The organism is Vibrio sp. 10N.261.51.C6, from assembly GCF_041471785.1.
Lineage (GTDB): Bacteria > Pseudomonadota > Gammaproteobacteria > Enterobacterales > Vibrionaceae > Vibrio > Vibrio crassostreae_C.
On record NZ_JBFRPB010000005.1, the window covers coordinates 95,713 to 115,512 of the forward strand.

The window sequence follows — 19,800 nt, forward strand, 5'->3', positions numbered from 1 at the left end:
TTTAACGTTAAATTAAAATCTTATCATTTTGACCAACATAGCAAGTTAAGACGAAAGTCCCACTATTTTTGCCTAATTACGCACTTAAATGGCGACTCTGCGCATGATTATTTGTAGGACGTACCTACAATCAGATACACCGAATCGAAATTATCTTCGGTTCGGCCATAAGCTAAAATGATCGGCCCGATTGGTGAATCGACACCTGCGAAAACAGAACCCGCGGTGTACATTGGCGCTTCATCAATACTCAAATCATTGTTCGACCAAACACCACCATGCTCAATGGATGCACCCACGTAGAATGGTGATTCAAAGAGGCCGAAGTCATTTTCAAACCACTTATAACGATAAGTAAGACTGGTATAAGCCAAGTTCTGACCAATCATACTGTTCCTTGGAATACCTGACAGGTTTAAGAAGCCACCAAGCTCTTTGGGATCAATAGGGAAAATCGAATTTTTGCTCGCTACAATACCGTAATCCAGCTTTGCGACTAAAGTATGCTTCTCAATACTCTTTGCTGCCATGAAATTGGCCGAAAACTCATAAACCGTATCACTCTCAGACGTTAAATCCGATTCACCAAGAGAGCTGTCATTATCAAAATCATCATGAGAAACGAGGTACTCTAAATCGACAAAGTAACCCTTGGTCGGTAAGCTGAAATTATCCAAAGTATCCAGTCGGTAACCCATGAAGCCACCAATACGCTTGTAGCCACCACTGCCCAATGAAGGTAACGAAGAAACCTCAACATCCCCATCGGTATAACGAACACCAAATGTCAGCTCCTGCCACAAGGTTGGTTGATAGCCTAATGCCAATTCACCGACATATTCACTATACGTCATAGGGAGATAATCTTTCGTTACGTCCAGTGTCGGTTCTTCAATATCATCAATATCTGCGGGTAGGTTTCTGTTCTCTTTGCTGTAAACAACCGATGCCGAAGTAAACAGCTTTTGACTCGAAAAGAATGGCGAGTAAAGTTCCGCTTCAATTCGCTTGTCCGTTCCCATCTCGATATTGGTTCTTAGCTCTGCACCATGCTTATTAATATCAGTAAAGTTGGCTGAGACACCGAGCGAGTATTGGCTTGTAGTAGAGAAATCATCTTCAAGAAAGAATCGAAAGTTGAGGTAGTTTGGCCCCCAAGATTTTTCGTTCACATCGACCAGCAGTTGCTCCTCGCCATCTACCGTGTCAAATTCATAAGTCACCAACTCGAATCTATCTAGCGCATAGAGGTCTTGTACTTTAGATTCAATTTCACTGGTCTTCAGAATCTCACCTGAATCAAGGTTTAAACGGTTTTCGATCAGCTTATCGGAATAGTGGGTATTGTTATTGATAACAACTCGGTCAACGACGGTCTTATCGCCGTGTTTTAGCTGTCTGCGCGCTTTTTGTTTGTCCTCGATATAATGCTGATAATCGGCATTTGAGAGCGATAGCTTAGAAAGTTCATCAGTATGCTGCTTAGCAGCTTCATAGCCCGCGAGGAAAGCCGATGGCATTTTATCAAATTCTGTCGTCTCCATTTCCCCAACATCTGGGCGCAGGAAGACATCATCGTCTGTTAAAGTTTCAGCTTGCTCTTGGGTGCTGCGTTGAACAAGATAATTAGAGAGTTGGTCAGCTGCGGCTAGAAAATTCGTGAAATCATCTTTGCCTTTGTAGTTGGTACTGATATCCACCGCAATGACGATGTCTGCACCCATCGCTCTGGCTACGTCGACGGGCATGTTATTGGTGACACCACCATCAACCAGCATTCGACCATCGAGGTCATAAGGGGGAAGCGCGCCGGGAACTGACATACTCGCCATCATGGCATCAACAAGGTGGCCATGATCGATGACCACCTCTTCAAGTTCGATAATGTCAGTTGCGACTGAACGGTATGGGATAGCAAGATGGTCGAAAGAATCGAATGAGGATAGATTACCCGTGGTCTCACGCAGAATACGCAACATATTCTGGCCTTGCACCACCCCTTTCCTTGCTTTGATTTCGCCCCAACCTAAGCCGAGATCGGTGTTCAGTTGGTAGCGGTCTTCATATTCTTTGTCACGTACACGGCGATCACTACGGTTAACGCGATCACGATAACCGCGATTCCAATCAACCGTATAAATAAAGCTCTCGATCTCGTCTGCGCTCATCCCTGTCGCATAAAGACCACCAACGTATGAGCCCATACTGGTACCGGTAATGTAATCAACCGGGATTTGCATCTCTTCTAGAGCTTTAAGCACACCAATGTGAGCTGCACCTTTTGCCCCACCACCAGCAAGAACGACAGCAACGGTTGGCCTTTTATGAGCTTGTTCAGCCTGCTGAGATTGATCAATCTGTGTCGCGGTGGATGCAAACAGCTGAAAACTGATCACAGTACCGACAACACCTAAGCCACTCACTAACCAACGAGAAATCATTATGTTAACTGTCCTTGTCATTCTTTCTTGTTACGACTTTACCACTGAAAAAGCTTCTTTAGCCACTGTTTTGGTTGACTTTCACAGCCCTTTTTAATGTTTCCACCCTCATCCCAAAGTGGCAGTTTAACTGCACCATCACAATCAAACTCTAAAGCCCCTTCAGAAGTTCGAGTAAAGTTAGCGGTGACAATTCCTGTCGGCCAAGGCAGTAATAACTGCTCGGGTGTTCTCTGTTTGAGATAATCGGCATAAACACGTAACGCACCACTCGAACCAGTAAGCTTAGTCGGCTTATTATCATCACGTCCTAGCCAGATGGTCGTCACTTCACGGCCATCTACGCCCACGAACCAACTGTCTCGGCTGTCATTACTAGTGCCAGTTTTACCAGCTAATCCTGCCCATGCAAACTGACCTTGTAGGAAACGGCCCGTGCCTTCCGACACGCCACGTTTCATTGCATAGGTTGTAAGCCAAGCGGCTTGCTGGTCAACGCTTTGTGATACACGAGGGATCGACTGATACAGAACCTCGCCATCGTTATCAACAACTGAGCGAAGCGCAGACAAAGGTGCTATACGCCCAGAATTGGTAATGGTTTGATACATCTGCGCAACTTGGAACGGAGTCAGTGAGAACGAACCCAAAAACATCGACGGCACTGGGCGAATCTCATTTTTATCGACCCCCAGTTTTCCAATCGTATCCGAGACACTATCAATGCCTAATTGCATGCCTAAACGAACAGTAGGTACGTTGTAAGACTTAGAAAGCGCCACATACAAAGGCACATCGCCACGGAACTTACGATCGAAGTTTCTCGGGCTCCACACGCTACCTTTGCTGCCTTTCAAGCTCAGTGGCGTGTCTTTCAATGTTGTCGCCAACGTGTACTTCTGAGGCTGCTCTAGTGCGGTTAAGTAAATTGCAGGCTTGACCAAAGAACCAATTGGGCGACTCGCGTTCAAGGCACGGTTAAAGCCATCGTAGCCAGTACGCTTACCACCGACCATCGCCCGGATTTCACCGGTATTTCTATCCACGGCAATAGCTGCTGCTTCCAGCTTATTACCTGCGGTTTTCGATAAATCAGGCACCTTACGAGCAATCGACTTCTCTAACTTGTCTTGAGATACCGGATCCAGAGAGGTAAAGACTCGAATCCCTTTTTTCGCCTCAAATCGATCGCCGACATACTTCTTAAGCTCAATGTTTACTTGTTGGAAATAAGCGGGCTGACGGCTAGCAATGCGTGGGTTGTCTTGAATATCCAAATCACGACTCGCCGCCTCTTCGTATTGTCGCGGAGTTAAGATGTCTTGTTGCATCAATAAGCGAAGAACCAGATCGCGTCGAGTCTTAGCACGCTCAGGATAGCGAACCGGATTGTAATACGACGGTCCTTTCACCATACCCACCAGCAGTGCTAGCTGATCGATGCGCAGCTCTTGAATAGGTTGACCAAAATACAAACGAGACGCTAAACCGAAGCCATGAATCGCTTGCCCACCATTCTGTCCAAGATAAACCTCATTTAAGTAAGCCTCTAGGATACGGTCTTTGCTGTAACGATGGTCTAAGATAAGTGCAATGTAGGCTTCACGAACCTTACGCCACAATGTACGTTCACTGGACAGGAACAGGTTTTTTGCCAACTGTTGTGTCAGCGTACTACCACCTTGTACCGTTCGCCCAGCTTTGACGTTAACGACCATTGCACGAGCGATGGCCAGTGGCGACACACCATCGTGTTGATAGAAGTTTCGGTCTTCGGTTGCCAGTAAGGCATCAACCATCACTTCTGGGAACTGATTGCGTTTTAAGAACAGGCGCTGCTCATCGTTACTTTTCTCAAGCATGCCAAGCATTTTCGGTTCAACACGCAGGTAGCCCATGTCGCCTTTCTTCTCCAGCGACTGAATGCGAGTTAATTCGTTACCATTGAAGTGCAGCATCACATGACGATCCGCTTCCGGTCCATCAACAAACTCGAACGGACGACGAATCATTTCAATCTTGGTCGAAGAAGAAGAGTATTCGCCTGGGTGACGAGGCGCGTTCACCTTACGGTAATTAAGTACATCGAGCTCATTCTTAACCTGAACCAAACTCACCGGAGTTCCCGGAGACAGGTCTAGCACTCGCGCATAAACCACGGTTGGCAAATCAAACAGCTGACCTTCAAAGCGCTGTTTGACCACAGAATCAAGATAAATACCGACGAACAACAGCAATGCCGCAAGCGCTAAGCCCGCTTTCCAAGAAATGCCCCATAGGATCTTCAACCAACCTCTTTTGCCAGATTTCTTAGCCTTAGGTTTGGTCTTTTTCGCAGCCGCTCTTGGTTTTCTTGGCTTGGCTTTGGTCGCTGGTGACTTCTTTGCTGGCGCTTTTTTAGGTGGTGCCTTTTTTGGCGTTAACATTTTGGTCATCATCGATTCAACTGTCGTTTGGTTTTAGTGGTTGCTACATGGTTAGCAGGGTCATCCGGCCAAGGATGTTTTGGGTAACGGCCCTTCATCTCTTTTTGTACTTCTTTGTACGCGCCAGCCCAAAAGCCAGCTAAATCTTGAGTAATTTGTAGTGGTCGCTGTGCTGGAGAAAGGAGCTCAAGCACTACTTTTTTACGCCCTTGAGCGATCAATGGCGAGTCTTGTTCGCCAAAGACTTCCTGCATTCGCACTGAGATCACTGGTTCAGATTGATATTGATAACGAATGGCCTTCTTGCTGCCTGTTGGCATCAGATAGTGCGTTGGCAACCATTGGTCGATTTCTTGATTCAAAGGCCAACCAAGATAAGCCGACAATGCTTGCTCAATCGAAACACTAGACAGTCCTTTTGCCGACTTAATGCCATTCAGATAGGGAGATAGCCACTCATCAAGGTGTTCAATCAAACTCGCATCGTCCATCGCTGGCCAATCATGCTCAGGCATCCAAAGCTCTGCACTGCGTACACGCTCAACCAACTGCTTAGCCGAAGCTGTCCAATTTAAGCGATCCAACCCACATCGAGCGACATAATTGAGCAGCGCTTGGCTCGCCTGATTCGCATCGGGATCAGGTAAAGCTTTGGTGCTGATAATCAACTTGCCCAGAGATACACGCTGCTCAGCAACTAAACGGCCACGTTTCTCATCCCAATCGGCGTAATCGGAACGCACAAACAGTTTTGGAAATTCAGCTTCTAACTGTGCGATATCAACCGCGGTGGCTAAGAAAATCTGACTGGCTCGCCCTGTGCTGCGCATCAAATCAATCACTACGATATAGTTATTGTTCGCCAGTGGATCATCATCACGAACCTCAGCACCGTGGCCATTCGCCAAAAGGAAAGCACTGCTGGTCGCGCTTCTCACTTGTGCAATCCGATCTGGGAAGGCAAAACAAAGCACTAATGGTAGCAATGATTCGTCAGCTTGTGACAAATCTAAGTGATGATTGAGTTTGCTCGCGAGACTTTTCGCTCGCTGCATCACAACGCTATTTTTGGAATGTTTTCTTTGCTTAAGTCGATGCAAAGAGTGTTGAATATCCGTCACATTGCGCTCCGGCTCTTCCAGCAAAGCAGCAGCAACAATCGCGACATTCAACAGAGCAGGACTACCTTGCTGCGCTTTAACCAACATGCTGGCAATACGAGGCTCTAGACCTAAACGTTGGACCTGTTTTCCTAATGCCGTAAATTGACCATTATCGTCTAACAATTCAAGAGTCTGTAAGAGTTGCTTGGCTTGCCCGATAGAAGCTTTGGGTGGAACGTCTAACCATTGCAGTTCATCAGCACTCGCAGCGCCCCATTGCGTCAATTCAGACACCAGCGAAGACAAATCAGAATGAAGAATTTCAGGTTCTGGTATAGCTGGTTGCTGCATCAGCTGCGTTTCGCTGTACAAACGAACGCACAAGCCCTCTTCAATTCGTCCCGCACGGCCCGCTCGTTGTTCAGCTGAAGATTGCGAGATTTTCACTTGCTCAAGCTTAGTAATACCGGTTTTCAGATCGAACTTCGCCACACGTTCAAGCCCGGAATCAACCACCAATCGAATACCTTCAATCGTCAAAGAAGTCTCAGCAATATTGGTCGCTAACACCACCTTTCGACGCCCTTTCTCTGATGGCGCGATCGCTTTCTGCTGTTGAGAAAAGCTGAGTTGCCCATATAGAGGACACACATCGATATCATTGGCGAATTGTTCTAGTTGAGATTCCACCTGCTTAATCGCAGAAACGCCCGGCAAAAAGGCCAGAAGTGAGCCTGACTCTTTCTCCATCAGAGAGCGAATCACGTTAGCCATTTTAGGGGCTAGATATTCATTTGCGTTAAGAGGCTGATAACGGAAATCGACCGGAAAGGTGCGACCTTGTGATTCAACGTATTTGGCATTCGGCAGCAAAGTTTGCAGAGCTTGTTGATCTAAAGTTGCCGACATCACTACCACTTTCAGATCGTCACGCAACGCCTCTTGGATCTCTAAGCTAAACGCCAATGCGGTATCGGCGTGAATACTGCGCTCGTGAAATTCATCAAAGATCACCATATCAACCCCAGTTAATTCAGGGTCGGTTTGGATCATTCTTGTCATGATCCCTTCAGTAACAATCTCTAAGCGAGTCGCACTGCTGCTTTTAGATTCACCACGAACTCTAAAGCCAATGCTCTCTCCCACCTTTTCTCCCAATTGGCTCGCTAAGTAAGTAGCAATATTCCTTGCAGCCAAACGCCTCGGTTCAAGCATGATGATTTTGCCTTGAACGGCGTTGGTCTTAACTAACTGTAAAGGGAAGAATGTTGACTTACCCGCACCGGGAGCGGCCTTTAGAATAAGTTGAGTGTGTGTTTCTACGCCAGCGAGCAGATCTGGCATCACAGCTTCTATGGGCAGTTGTGGCAATGGGAGAACCTTGTGGTGTAATGTTGGCAACATTGTACATAAAAACCTACCTGTCTAAATAAGTAATATGCACTTCAATCCGCCATTAGAGCCTGCGACTCTTATTAAACGCTATAAACGTTTCCTCACTGACATCCAACTTCCTGACGGTAGCGAGCGTACTATTCACTGCGCTAACACTGGAGCGATGACAGGATGTGCGACTCCTGGCAATACGGTGTGGTACTCAACCTCCGATAATGCAAAGAGAAAGTACCCAAACAGCTGGGAGATCTCAGAAACAGACAAAGGTCATCGTATTTGTGTAAATACTGCGCGGGCAAACCAGCTAGCAGTGGAAGCAATTGAAAATGGGACTATAGTTGAACTCTTAGGTTATAACGCGTTACGAACCGAAGTGAAATATGGCAGTGAGAATAGTCGCATTGATATTCTGCTTGAAGATAACGAAAAGCCGCCTTGCTATATCGAAGTGAAAAGCGTCACTTTGCTCGACGAGCTAGAAACGTCAACTAAAGGGCAAGGTTTTTTCCCTGATGCGGTCACAACCAGAGGCCAAAAACATCTGCGTGAACTCACAGAAATGGTCGAATCTGGAAATAGAGCCGTACTTTTATTCACTGTTTTACATTCAGGTATTGAAAAAGTGTCTGCGGCACACCATATAGACGCCAAATATTCGTTATTACTAAAACAAGCACAAGACGCTGGAGTTCAAGTGCTTTGCTATAAAGCAGAGCTCAGCAGTACTCAAATACAACTAAAACAAGCTGTTGAATTTATCAATAGCTAGGCAAAGATGCTGAACTAATCACATTGATTGCAAGTTTGAATAAGAGTATTTGCCACCATTCGTTCTTTCTGCTATAGATACCCGCCTTAAAATTAGCTGCTTTGCAGTTGACTAGGTGTAAATAGGAGATGCTGTATGCCAGAATCTAAGAAAAAAGCGCTAGGCATCCTAGCCATCGCAGGTGTTGAACCGTACCAAGAGAAGCCAGGTGAAGAGTACATGTCACCTGAGCAAACGGAACATTTTACAAAAATTTTAGCAGCTTGGCGCAACCAGCTCAGGGAAGAAGTTGATCGTACTGTGCACCACATGCAGGACGAAGCAGCGAATTTCCCAGACCCAGTTGACCGTGCTTCTCAAGAAGAAGAATTCAGCTTAGAGTTACGTAACCGTGACCGTGAGCGTCGTCTTATCAAAAAAATTGAGAAGACATTAGACAAGATCAAAGAAGACGATTTCGGCTTCTGTGATTCTTGCGGTATCGAGATTGGCATTCGTCGCCTTGAAGCTCGTCCAACTGCTGATCTTTGTATTGACTGTAAAACACTTGCAGAGATCAAAGAAAAACAGATGCAAGGTTAATTCTTGCAGATGTAAAGAAAGGGAGCCTTGGCTCCCTTTTTTGTTTGTTATCCAAGCGAAGTATTTCACACGCTTTATAGTAAATAGCAGCTTTAAGCCTTAGTTCTATACATCAAACCTTGTTCTATAGATTGAAGCTTAGTTCTAGGCATTAAAGCTCTTGTCAAACGTCTTAAGAATCGGCTACTGCGGTACCATTTAGATTAGGTTGTTCACTCATGAATTATATCGGGCGCTTTGCACCATCACCGTCAGGTCCTCTTCATTTTGGCTCACTTGTTGCTGCTCTTGGTAGCTACTTTCAAGCGAAATCTAACCAAGGAAAATGGTTAGTTCGTATGGAAGACCTCGACCCGCCAAGAGAAATGGCCGGCGCTGCAGACCTCATTCTTAAGACGCTTGAGGCTTACCATCTATTTTGGGATGGTGAAGTCGTCTATCAAAGCCAACGTCATGACTTGTATCAAGCTCAAATCGATCAATGGGTTGCTGACAATCAAGCCTACTACTGCCAATGCACCCGCAAGCAGATAAAGGCTTTGGGCGGCTTTTACAATGGTCACTGTCGAGATGTAGGCCTAATCGATTCAGGTGAACAGGCGGTGCGCTTGTGCATGGACTTTCCAGTAGAGTCCTTTGATGATGTTCGCCACGGCACCATTCAAATCCCTAAAGCACTAGCTGTAGAAGATTTTATTATTAAACGCAGAGATGGATTGTTTGCCTATAACTTGGCCGTTGTCCTTGATGACATCGAACAAGGAGTAACAGAAGTCGTAAGAGGCGCAGATCTGATAGAACCCACCGGTCGACAAATCAGTTTGTATAAGACGCTCAAGCAAAAAACAGTGAGCTACTTGCACTTACCATTGGCAACCGATGGCTTGGGGAATAAACTGTCAAAACAGAACCATGCCACCGCGATAGATCTCGACAACCCAAAACCAACGCTGCTCAACGCGATGCGATTCTTAGGTTTTGATATCCCGACGGCTCTTTGTGAGGCTTCAATGGATGAGATTTTATTGTGGGGCTGCCAGCAATGGAACGTCAATCAGTTACCTGATAGTTTACAAAAAGAGCACTGTAATTAGCTCGAAACTCACGGCAAATAGCAAAAACGACACATAAAAATGCCATAACCAACCACTGTGGTTAAGCAGACGATGTTCTCAAATGGCTCGCGCTAAGCTATTATTAGCCGCAATTAAACTCTGCACTACCACTTTGGACTAAGAGAAAAACAAAGTTGGCGATACCTACTTTGTTCTAAACTAATGAATACAAACGACAATACCCCAAGCGAACAACGCGGATTCCACGAATTAGCTCTGAATATTTATACTCGTCAAGAGCACAATATTTCACGCAAGCAGATCAGCGACAACGCACTAAAAGTGCTATATCGCCTGAATGGTGCGGGTTTTGACGCATTTCTAGTCGGTGGTGGTGTGCGCGATATCTTATTAGGCTCTCAGCCAAAAGATTTTGATATTGCGACCAACGCAACGCCAGAGCAAATCAAACACCTCTTCAGAAACTGTCGTCTTATCGGTCGCCGTTTCCGCTTGGCACATATCATGTTTGGTCGCGACATCATTGAAGTGGCAACTTTCCGTGGTCACCACCAAGAACCATCGAAGAACGTTTCTGCACAATCGAAAGAAGGCATGCTACTTCGCGATAACGTGTACGGCAGTGTTGATGAAGATGCAGAGCGTCGTGATTTCACAATCAACGCGATGTACTACAACATTGCAGACTACAGCATCCACGATTACGCGGGTGGTGTAGAAGATTTAGAAGATAAACTGATCCGCCTGATTGGCGATCCAGAAACGCGTTACCGCGAAGACCCAGTACGTATGCTACGTGCAATGCGCTTCGCCGCTAAACTGGATTTCGACATCGAAGAAGACACGGCTGACCCGATTGAAGAGTTAGCTCACCTTCTAAGAGATATCCCAGCAGCGCGCCTTTACGAAGAGTCTCTGAAATTACTGCAATCAGGTCACGGTTTAGAAACCTACCACTTGATGCGCGAGTACAATCTATTCCAACAGATGTTCCCAGCGGTAGCGGAGCACTTCACCGAAGATTACGACTCTCACACAGAGCAGATGCTTGATTTGGTTCTCGATTCAACCGACCTTCGCATCGAAGATGGTAAGCGAGTAAACCCAGCATTCATGTTCGCAGCGATGCTTTGGTACCCAATGAACAAGCTGGCAGACAAACTTGTCGCTGAACAGGGTATGGCACACTACGATGCGATCATGGAAGCGAGTAACATCATTCTAGATCAGCAAGTAAAGTCTATTGCGATTCCTCGTCGTCACACAGCAACCATTCGCGAAGTTTGGCAACTGCAACTTCGACTGCCTCGTCGCAACGGTAAACGCGCTGTTCGTCTAATGGAATTAAACAAATTCCGTGCAGGCTACGATTTCCTAGAAATGCGTGGTGAGATTGAAGGTGGCGAAACCAAAGAGTTAGCAAAATGGTGGGAGCGTTATCAGACTGCAGGTCGTAACATGCGTCAAGCAATGGCTAACGACGTTGCAGCACCATCAAAGTCAGGCCATCGTCGCCGTAAGACTTACCGAAACAAAAAGAGTAAGCAATCAGAATGATAACTGCTTACATTGCGGTCGGCAGCAACCTTGCCGACCCAGTTAGCCAAGCAAATTTGGCTATCGAAACGCTAAAAAGCCTACCGCGATCAACGTTTATTGCGACCTCTCAGCTATATAGTAGCACTCCAATGGGACCGCAAAATCAACCAGACTACATCAACGCGGTAGTCGCTATCCAAACCGAATTAACGCCAATTGAACTGCTTGATTGCACTCAAAAGATCGAACTAGAGCAAGGGCGCGTCCGTAAAGACGAACGTTGGGGACCAAGAACCTTGGATCTCGACATTGTGCTATACGGCAATGAGGTGATCGATTCAGAGCGCTTAATCGTTCCTCATTATGGAATGAAAGAACGAGAGTTTGTACTCTACCCGCTTGCTGAAATCGCACCAAGTTTACAACTCCCTGATGGGACTGAGCTGACAGAACTACTGAAAATAGTAGATAAGAACGGGCTCAATGTTTGGCAACAATAGCCAAGCGCATTAAGGAAAACCAATGAAAAAAGTAACCATTAACGACCTGATCAAATGCAAACGTGAAGGCCGTAAATTTGCGACTTCGACAGCTTATGATGCGAGCTTTGCTCAATTATTCGAAAGCCAAGAAATGCCAGTTCTGCTTGTCGGTGATTCACTGGGTATGGTTTTACAAGGCCATAACGATACATTACCAGTAACTGTTGAAGACATTGCTTACCATACTCGCTCAGTGCGTGCTGGTAGCCCGAACTGTCTTCTTATGGCTGACATGCCTTTCATGAGCTACGCAACGCCAGAACAAGCTTGTGAGAGCGCAGCTACCTTGATGCGTGCTGGTGCGAACATGGTAAAAATCGAAGGCGGAAGCTGGTTGGTTGATACTGTGAAAATGCTAACAGAACGCGCAGTACCAGTATGTGCGCACTTAGGCTTAACGCCTCAATCTGTGAACATCTTTGGTGGTTACAAGATTCAAGGTCGTGACGACGAGCAAGCCGACAAAATGGTTGCTGACGCGTTAGCACTGCAAAACGCAGGCGCTCAAATCGTTCTACTTGAATGTGTGCCAGCTTCATTGGCAAAACGAATTACAGAAGCTTGTGACGTACCGGTTATCGGTATCGGCGCAGGTAATGTTACCGATGGTCAGATCTTGGTTATGCATGACATGTTCGGTATTTCTGCGAACTACATGCCGAAGTTCTCTAAGAACTTCCTAGCAGAAACAGGTGATATGCGTAAGGCAGTAGCTCTATACAAAGAAGAAGTAGAGAGCGCGCGCTTCCCTGATGAAGCTCATACAATCGCTTAGGAGTAAGTATGCAAACTTTTGCTGAAATAGCAGCTCTTCGTGAGCAGATTAAACAGTTTAAGCGTGATGGACGTACGGTTGCTTTTGTACCGACAATGGGAAACCTGCATGAAGGCCACCTGACTCTGGTAAAGAAAGCTCGTGAACTGGCCGACATCGTTGTGGTAAGCATCTTTGTAAACCCAATGCAGTTTGACCGTGCAGACGACCTAAACAACTACCCTCGAACGTTAGAAGCAGATTTAAGCAAACTAACAGGTGAAGGGGTTGAGCTAGTATTTACACCAACGCCAGAGGTGATGTACCCAGATGGATTAGACAAGCAGACGTTTGTTGAGGTCCCTGGCATATCTCACATGCTTGAAGGTGCCTCTCGTCCAGGTCACTTCCGTGGTGTATCAACCATTGTCACTAAACTGTTTAATATCGTTCAGCCAGACTTTGCATGCTTCGGCGAGAAAGACTTTCAGCAACTTGCTGTTATTCGCCAGATGACCACTGATTTAGCATTAGACATTGAAGTTGTCGGCGTTGCGACCGTTCGTGAAATGGATGGTTTGGCAATGAGCTCTCGCAATAGCAACCTAACGATTGACGAGCGCCAACGAGCGCCCGTTTTAGCGCGTACTATGCGCTGGATCAGCAGCGCTATTCGTGGTGGTCGCGATGATTACGCATCAGTGATTGAAGATGCTACTGACCAGCTACGCGCTGCAGATCTTCAACCTGACGAAATCTTCATTTGTGATGCTAAAACTCTGCAAGCGATCACTTCAGAATCAACTCAAGCAGTGATTCTAATGTCGGCTTTCCTAGGTAAGACGCGTCTTATCGATAACCAAGTTCTCGATTTGGTAACGGAAACCAAAGAAGAAGTGAAAGAAGAAACGACTGAATAGTCGGCTTCTGCTCTTAACGCAAAACAAAAAAAGGTCGATGTTATATCGACCTTTTTCTTTACCTGTTACTTAGATGAACCAAAGGTTAGCTACGTAAGCCAATACCCTTTGTCACTAGGTAGTGTGCAATGCCATACAACAGCACGATAAACACACCTAGTACGCCAAACGACGTCACGATCCCCACATCAGACACACCCAAGAAGCCATATCTGAACGCGTTAACCATGTACACGATAGGGTTCAACTTCGATACACCTTGCCAGAATTCAGGCAATAGACTGATCGAGTAGAACACACCACCAAGGTACGTCAGCGGCGTTAAGATAAAGGTTGGGATAATAGAGATATCATCAAACGTGCGTGCGAATACCGCGTTAATCAAGCCACCCAAAGCGAATACTACCGACGTTAAAAATACCGTCGCAATGATCACGCCCCAATGGTCAACTTGTAAGTCGACAAAGAACAACGACACGAAGGTTACTATGGTACCCACTAACAAGCCACGAACCACACCACCCATTACGAAGCCGGCGATAATCACGTAGTTAGGAACAGGCGCTACAAGCAGCTCTTCAATGTTCTTCTGGAACTTGGCACTAAAGAACGATGAAGCAACGTTGGAATATGAGTTGGTGATCACCGACATCATGATCAGACCGGGAACAATGTATTCCATGTAGCTAAAGCCGTTCATTTCACCAATACGCGCACCAATCAGGTTACCGAAGATGATGAAGTAAAGCGTCATGGTAATCGCTGGCGGCACCAGAGTCTGCACCCAGATACGAGTAAAGCGATTGATCTCTTTGGTCAACAAACTGCAGAAAGCGGTCCAATATAGGCTGTACATATTATTTACTCCCCTCACGGACGATACTCACAAATAGCTCTTCTAGACGATTTGCTTTGTTACGCATAGAGAGGACTTTAACCTGTTGCTCGCTCAATTGAGCAAAGATGGTATTCAAACCTAGGTTCTTGTCGATTTCGATTTCTAGCGAGCCATTGACCATCACTTGGCTATTCACGCCTTCAAGCTTAGGTTCAGTCGTGCCCTCTTCCAGATCCAGAATAAAGGTCTCAGCACTCAATTTGCCCAACAGCGCTTTCATTGTTGTGTTCTCAATCAGCTCACCGCGATTGATGATACCAATGTTGCGACACAGCATTTCTGCTTCTTCTAGGTAGTGCGTGGTCAAGATAATGGTAATGCCCTGCTTCTCATTGATCTCTTTTAGGAATTCCCACATTGAACGACGTAGTTCAATATCAACGCCTGCTGTCGGTTCATCAAGGATCAACAAATGAGGTTCATGCATCAATGCACGCGCGATCATCAAACGACGCTTCATACCACCAGACAAGTTACGCGCGCGTTCGCCACGCTTTTCCCACAGATCGAGTTGAGATAGGTACTTTTTCGCTCGCTCTTTCGCTAATGCTTTTGGCACGCCGTAATAACCCGCTTGTTGCAGCACGATCTGTTCAACGGTTTCAAACGGGTTAAAGTTAAACTCTTGAGGCACAAGGCCTAAGTTCTGCTTCGCCAATTCCAGATCGGTATCAATGTCGTAGCCGAACACTTTAACCTTGCCTGACGTTTTATTTACCAGTGAAGAGATAACACCAATGGTGGTTGATTTACCCGCACCATTGGGACCAAGTAGTGCGTAAAAGTCGCCTTTTTCTACTTGTAAACTAACGCCCTTAAGAGCCTCGAAGCCCCCAGCATAAGTTTTTCTTAATTGCTCAATTTCTAATGCATACATAGAGATAGACTGCCATTTGCTATAGATAAGATGTAGACGACCGAGCTTGAGGAAGAGAGTAATGCTTAAAACGAACTAGCTGAAAGCTAACCCAAACTTGTTAACTCGGCCATTTTGCGAACAAGTTTATCGTTGATTGACGATGAATACAAATATCGTGTGAGAGTTTCTTTCGAAAACAAATAAGCGTCTTGGCTACGTGAAGACTAAATCAACGTTCAATAAATATAAAAATGCCGCTAAGTGATTCACTTAACGGCATTAATGATCAGTCTTGAAGTGAGCGTCTATGGCTTATTCATATCAGCTTATTACTGAAAAATTAAACTGACTCAAATTGATGCTCATCTCTGTCGACATAGCTTGTTGCTGCCGTCAGGGCTTCATATCTGAATCGATAAGTGTTGGATTCAGGTACTAGGTCAATCACATGGAACTTCTCTAGTTGTTGACGAGTATTCTCATTAGGACACAGCAGATACACCTCACACTGCGCATCCAATGCATCTTTAATCGCATTCTCTAGCGCTAGGCCAACAGTGACATCAATCATAGGTACATCTGTCAGGTCTAGAATCATCGCTTCATAGTCAGAGATACTTGAGTGCTGACGTGAAATCGCCTTTGAAACGCTGAATATCATCGGCCCTGATAGGTAGAAGAATAGCACCTTACCATTGGCACTATCGAGTAACTGACGTTCGCTATCAGTCAATGGGATATCGTCTTCATCATCACCATCACTGATCGCCTTAACTTGTCTGGCTTGCTCTCGGCTTAATCTTTCAATAATCAGAATATTCGAGATAAACACACCCAGTCCAACGGCAATAATCAAGTCAACAAACACAGTCAATAGCATCACGCCGTACATCACGCCCATGCCGGCATAGCTAACCTTGTGCGCGCGCTGGATAAAGCTCCAATCTAGGATATTGAAACCAACATACATCGCGATACCAGCCAGCACTGCCATAGGAATCGGTTCTGTTAAACCACCTGCAACCAATACCACGAGCGCAAGTACTAAAGCTCGAATAACACCTGAAAGCGGAGAACGCGCTCCCACCTGAATATTGGTTACAGTCCCCATAGTGGCACCCGCGCCAGGTAGTGCACCAAACAGGCCAGAGATCATATTGGCAATGCCTTGGCCACGAAGCTCTTTGTCTGAGTCATGCTCTTTACGAGTCAATGAATCTCCGATAACCGCGGTCAAAAGCGTATCAATACAACCTAATGTACCAAGCACCAAGGCATCGATAACCATAGTAGTAAACTGTTCAGCGCTGATCGTAGGGATAACGAGGGAAGGTAAACCAGCTGGGATTTCACCAATACGGCGAATAGAGTCGGTATCAAAAATAATGACGGACAAGAGCGTTACAGCCACTAACGCAACCAGTTGAGCAGGCACATACTTACGATACTTAGCGGGGAAGCCAAAAAGAATACCGAGTGTCAGAGCACCTAGAAATAGCTCACTCACTTTTAAGTTTGCTAGCGTATCAGGTAAAGCAGAGAGCGTGCCCATTACACCACCGGATGGAGCGGCATGCCCTAACAATGGAGACAGCTGCAAGATAATCAGAATAACGCCAATGCCCGACATGAATCCGGAGATCACGCTATATGGCATCAAAGTGACGTATTTTCCTAGCTTTAACGTACCAAGTAATATCTGGAATGCACCGGCCATCATCACGACAGTAAAGGTCATTGCCATACCCGTTTCAGGATATTTAGCAACCATACTCGTCATTACGGCAGTCATGATCACCGTCATCGGGCCGGTAGGTTCAGAAATCAAACTACTCGAACCGCCAAACAATGCTGCAAATAGGCCAACCATAATGGCGCCCCACAAGCCAGCTTCAGCTCCCGCGCCAGAAGCAACACCAAATGCCAATGCTAAAGGTAACGAGATGATGGCTGTAGTTACACCGCCAAACATATCCCCTTTGAGATTGATATCCGTAAAACGACTTCCAAACAAAACACACCTTCCTGATGATGAAATGACAAACCTTATCACTTTAGCAAATGTATCAAGTGTTCAGAAAGTGTTAATTCAATCACATTATTCATGTCTTATAACCGGATTATTGATAGTGGGCTAAGTTTATGATTTTCCGTACTAGAACACGTCAGATGAGTACATTTTGACGCAGTTTTTACGAGATTGAATTTGTAACATTGTGTATAGTTAAGCATCTTAATTGAGGGATGTAAGAAGCAAGATGCCAGAAATAAAACAGCTTTTTGAGAACAATTCCAAATGGTCTGAAGAAATTCGCTCTGAAAGACCTGAGTATTTTACAACGCTTGAAGAGGGTCAAAGCCCTGGTTTTCTATGGATAGGTTGTTCAGATAGCCGAGTTCCAGCCGAGCGCCTGACTGGCTTATATTCTGGAGAACTGTTTGTTCACCGAAACGTGGCCAACCAAGTGGTTCATACAGACCTAAACTGTCTATCTGTTGTTCAGTACGCAGTAGATGTGCTTAAAGTGAAACACATTATTGTCTGTGGTCACTACGGTTGTGGCGGTGTTAACGCGGCGATTGATAACCCGAAACTTGGTCTTATCAACAACTGGTTACTGCACATCCGTGACAATTACCTAAAATACCGCAAGCAAATCGAGGGGCTTCCTCGTGAGCAATGGGGTGACAAGTTATGCGAAATTAACGTCGCAGAACAGGTTTATAACCTAGGTAACTCAACCATTATGCAAAATGCGTGGGAGCGTGGCCAAGACGTTGAAATCCATGGTGTGGTTTATGGTATTGGCGATGGCAAGCTACAGGACCTTGGCGTACGTTGCTCAAGTAACGATACTTTAGAGAACAGTCACTTAGATGCATTAAACAAGATCTTAACGACGCCTCTTCTTAGTCAACAAAGCTAACCCATTCCGTCATATATACAAAAAGCCCGCATCAAGCGGGCTTTTTAATGACTTCTAAACCACAAGCGTAATGATTACTCTTGAGGTACTACCTTACCGATGTACGGTAGGTGACGATATTTTTGAGCGTAGTCGATACCTACACCAACAACGAACTCGTCTGGGATTTCGAAACCAATCCACTTCGTATCAACTTCAACTTCACGACGTGAAGGCTTATCTAGTAGCGTACAAATCTCGATAGACTTAGGACCACGAAGGCTCAGAATCTCTTTTACTTTAGTCAGCGTGTTACCTGTATCGATAATATCCTCTACAAGTAGAACGTCTTTACCTTGGATGTCGTCATCTAGGTCTTTCAAAATACGAACATCACGTGAACTTTCCATGCCGTTGCCGTAGCTAGACGCAGTCATGAAATCAACTTGGTGAGTTAAATCGATAGCACGAGCAAGATCCGCCATAAAGACAAAAGATCCACGTAATAAGCCAACTAAAACTAGATCTTCACTACCCTTGTAGTGTTCCGTGATCTGTTTGCCTAGTTCGTTCACTCGATCCTGAACTTCTTGCTCAGAGATCATGACTTCAACTGTATGCTTCATACTGCTCTCATTTTATTTGGTGATTGCGACAAGTGTAGACAGTTCTGCCATCGGCGCCGCTCAATTTGTGCGTAAGTCTAGCACTGCTCAAATACCCACACCACCTTATGGTTCAAATTTACTGTCAGATTATCAACGATAATACGCGTTGATGCCTTGTCCGATACTCTCTTCCTTTCACATCAATACTGATCACGCTTTATGTATCAAGTTTGATGTAACTGTCTATTAAATAAGCTCAAAGGATTGACCATTCGCATATGCACCATTACACTCATCTTGGCTTAAATAATAATAAAATCATTAATATAAAAATTTCGTTGGCAAGGAAAATAAAATGGACTCAATATCTAAGAGACCTAGAACTAGGCTTTCACCTTTAAAAAGAAAACTTCAATTGATGGAAATCGCTCTTGAGGTATTCTCTCGCCGCGGCATCGGTCGTGGTGGTCACGCTGACATTGCAGACATCGCTCAGGTGTCTGTGGCAACCGTATTTAACTACTTCCCTACTCGTGAAGATCTAGTTGATGAAGTGCTAAATCATGTTGTCCGTCAATTCTCGAACTTCCTTTCAGACAATATCGATCTAGATATTCACGCAAAACAAAACCTACATAATATTGCGACTGAAATGGTGACGTTAGTGGCTCAAGATAGCCATTGGTTAAATGTATGGTTCGAATGGAGCGCTTCGACTCGTGATGAAGTATGGCCGCTATTCGTAACAACGAACCGCACTAACCAAATGTTAGTACAAAACATGTTTAGCAAAGCGATTGAACGCGGCGAAGTCTGTGACGATCACGACCCTAAACATCTAGCGAATCTATTCCACGGCATTTGCTACTCGCTATTCATCCAAGCGAAACGTGTAGAAACGCCAGAAGAGCTTTCAAGCTTAACGGATAGCTACTTGAACATGCTGTGCATTTATAAGTAGATTCGAGATTCGAGATTCGAG

General features: G+C 45.4%; 16 protein-coding genes. 9 read left to right on the plus strand and 7 right to left on the minus strand.

What is annotated here, in order from left to right:
- Positions 1-107 precede the first annotated feature (107 nt).
- From AB4375_RS00600 to hrpB, 3 genes are read right to left on the minus strand one after another with little or no spacing between them, the layout of a single operon-like run.
- A complete protein-coding gene (locus tag AB4375_RS00600; RefSeq protein WP_017068886.1) occupies positions 108-2,441 on the minus strand; it encodes a patatin-like phospholipase family protein in 2,334 nt (777 codons plus the stop codon).
- 38 nt (positions 2,442-2,479) lie between these two features.
- Complete coding sequence (gene mrcB / locus AB4375_RS00605; protein ID WP_017063253.1) at positions 2,480-4,879, minus strand: penicillin-binding protein 1B; 2,400 nt, start codon at positions 4,877-4,879, stop codon at positions 2,480-2,482.
- Entirely contained in the window at positions 4,876-7,374 is a 2,499-nt protein-coding gene (hrpB, locus tag AB4375_RS00610) for an ATP-dependent helicase HrpB (protein ID WP_080582206.1), read from the minus strand. The genes mrcB and hrpB overlap by 4 nt, the downstream gene beginning before the upstream one ends.
- A 34-nt stretch (positions 7,375-7,408) precedes the next feature.
- On the opposite strand from hrpB, the gene sfsA reads away from it, so the two are divergent.
- From sfsA to panC, 7 genes are all read left to right on the plus strand, one after another.
- Complete coding sequence (sfsA, locus tag AB4375_RS00615) at positions 7,409-8,134, plus strand: DNA/RNA nuclease SfsA (protein WP_102394608.1); 726 nt, start codon at positions 7,409-7,411, stop codon at positions 8,132-8,134.
- A 135-nt stretch (positions 8,135-8,269) separates the two neighbouring features.
- The gene (gene dksA, locus AB4375_RS00620; protein WP_017068883.1) at positions 8,270-8,716 is read left to right on the plus strand and encodes an RNA polymerase-binding protein DksA; all 447 of its coding nucleotides are present in this window, start codon (positions 8,270-8,272) and stop codon (positions 8,714-8,716) included.
- 218 nt (positions 8,717-8,934) lie between these two features.
- The gene (gene gluQRS, locus AB4375_RS00625) at positions 8,935-9,810 is read left to right on the plus strand and encodes a tRNA glutamyl-Q(34) synthetase GluQRS (protein ID WP_372050861.1); all 876 of its coding nucleotides are present in this window, start codon (positions 8,935-8,937) and stop codon (positions 9,808-9,810) included.
- Positions 9,811-9,993: 183 nt separating this feature from the next.
- Positions 9,994-11,349 carry a polynucleotide adenylyltransferase PcnB gene (gene pcnB / locus AB4375_RS00630; RefSeq protein ID WP_017059432.1) on the plus strand — a complete coding sequence of 452 codons (1,356 nt, stop codon included), beginning with the start codon at positions 9,994-9,996 and terminating at the stop codon, positions 11,347-11,349.
- Positions 11,346-11,831 (plus strand): 2-amino-4-hydroxy-6-hydroxymethyldihydropteridine diphosphokinase, encoded by a 486-nt coding sequence (folK, locus tag AB4375_RS00635; protein ID WP_004735459.1) that lies wholly within the window; start codon positions 11,346-11,348, stop codon positions 11,829-11,831. Before pcnB ends, folK begins: the two co-directional genes overlap by 4 nt.
- A gap of 22 nt (positions 11,832-11,853) precedes the next feature.
- The gene (gene panB, locus AB4375_RS00640) at positions 11,854-12,648 is read left to right on the plus strand and encodes a 3-methyl-2-oxobutanoate hydroxymethyltransferase (RefSeq protein ID WP_017059433.1); all 795 of its coding nucleotides are present in this window, start codon (positions 11,854-11,856) and stop codon (positions 12,646-12,648) included.
- An 8-nt stretch (positions 12,649-12,656) separates the two neighbouring features.
- Positions 12,657-13,547, plus strand: a complete 891-nt coding sequence (gene panC, locus AB4375_RS00645; protein ID WP_017059434.1) for a pantoate--beta-alanine ligase — start codon at positions 12,657-12,659, stop codon at positions 13,545-13,547.
- An 85-nt stretch (positions 13,548-13,632) separates the two neighbouring features.
- Here panC and AB4375_RS00650 read toward each other — a convergent pair whose 3' ends face one another.
- The 3 genes from AB4375_RS00650 to AB4375_RS00660 all read right to left on the minus strand — a co-directional run bounded on the left by AB4375_RS00650 (position 13,633) and on the right by AB4375_RS00660 (position 17,276).
- On the minus strand, positions 13,633-14,403 hold the full coding sequence (locus tag AB4375_RS00650; RefSeq protein WP_010435987.1) for an ABC transporter permease: 771 nt from the start codon (positions 14,401-14,403) through the stop codon (positions 13,633-13,635).
- A 1-nt stretch (position 14,404) separates the two neighbouring features.
- Positions 14,405-15,322: an ABC transporter ATP-binding protein gene (locus tag AB4375_RS00655; RefSeq protein WP_017059435.1), complete on the minus strand. Its 918-nt coding sequence runs from the start codon at positions 15,320-15,322 to the stop codon at positions 14,405-14,407.
- A 322-nt stretch (positions 15,323-15,644) separates the two neighbouring features.
- Complete coding sequence (locus tag AB4375_RS00660; RefSeq protein ID WP_017063247.1) at positions 15,645-17,276, minus strand: SulP family inorganic anion transporter; 1,632 nt, start codon at positions 17,274-17,276, stop codon at positions 15,645-15,647.
- A gap of 286 nt (positions 17,277-17,562) precedes the next feature.
- On the opposite strand from AB4375_RS00660, the gene can reads away from it, so the two are divergent.
- Positions 17,563-18,231 carry a carbonate dehydratase gene (can, locus tag AB4375_RS00665; protein WP_017063246.1) on the plus strand — a complete coding sequence of 223 codons (669 nt, stop codon included), beginning with the start codon at positions 17,563-17,565 and terminating at the stop codon, positions 18,229-18,231.
- Between the two features lie 74 nt (positions 18,232-18,305).
- On the opposite strand, the gene hpt is transcribed toward can, so the two are convergent.
- Positions 18,306-18,836 (minus strand): hypoxanthine phosphoribosyltransferase, encoded by a 531-nt coding sequence (gene hpt, locus AB4375_RS00670; RefSeq protein ID WP_017068881.1) that lies wholly within the window; start codon positions 18,834-18,836, stop codon positions 18,306-18,308.
- A 337-nt stretch (positions 18,837-19,173) separates the two neighbouring features.
- Here hpt and AB4375_RS00675 point away from each other — a divergent pair, with 337 nt between their 5' ends.
- Entirely contained in the window at positions 19,174-19,779 is a 606-nt protein-coding gene (locus AB4375_RS00675) for a LuxR/HapR/OpaR family quorum-sensing transcriptional regulator (protein WP_019824386.1), read from the plus strand.
- Positions 19,780-19,800 lie beyond the last annotated feature (21 nt).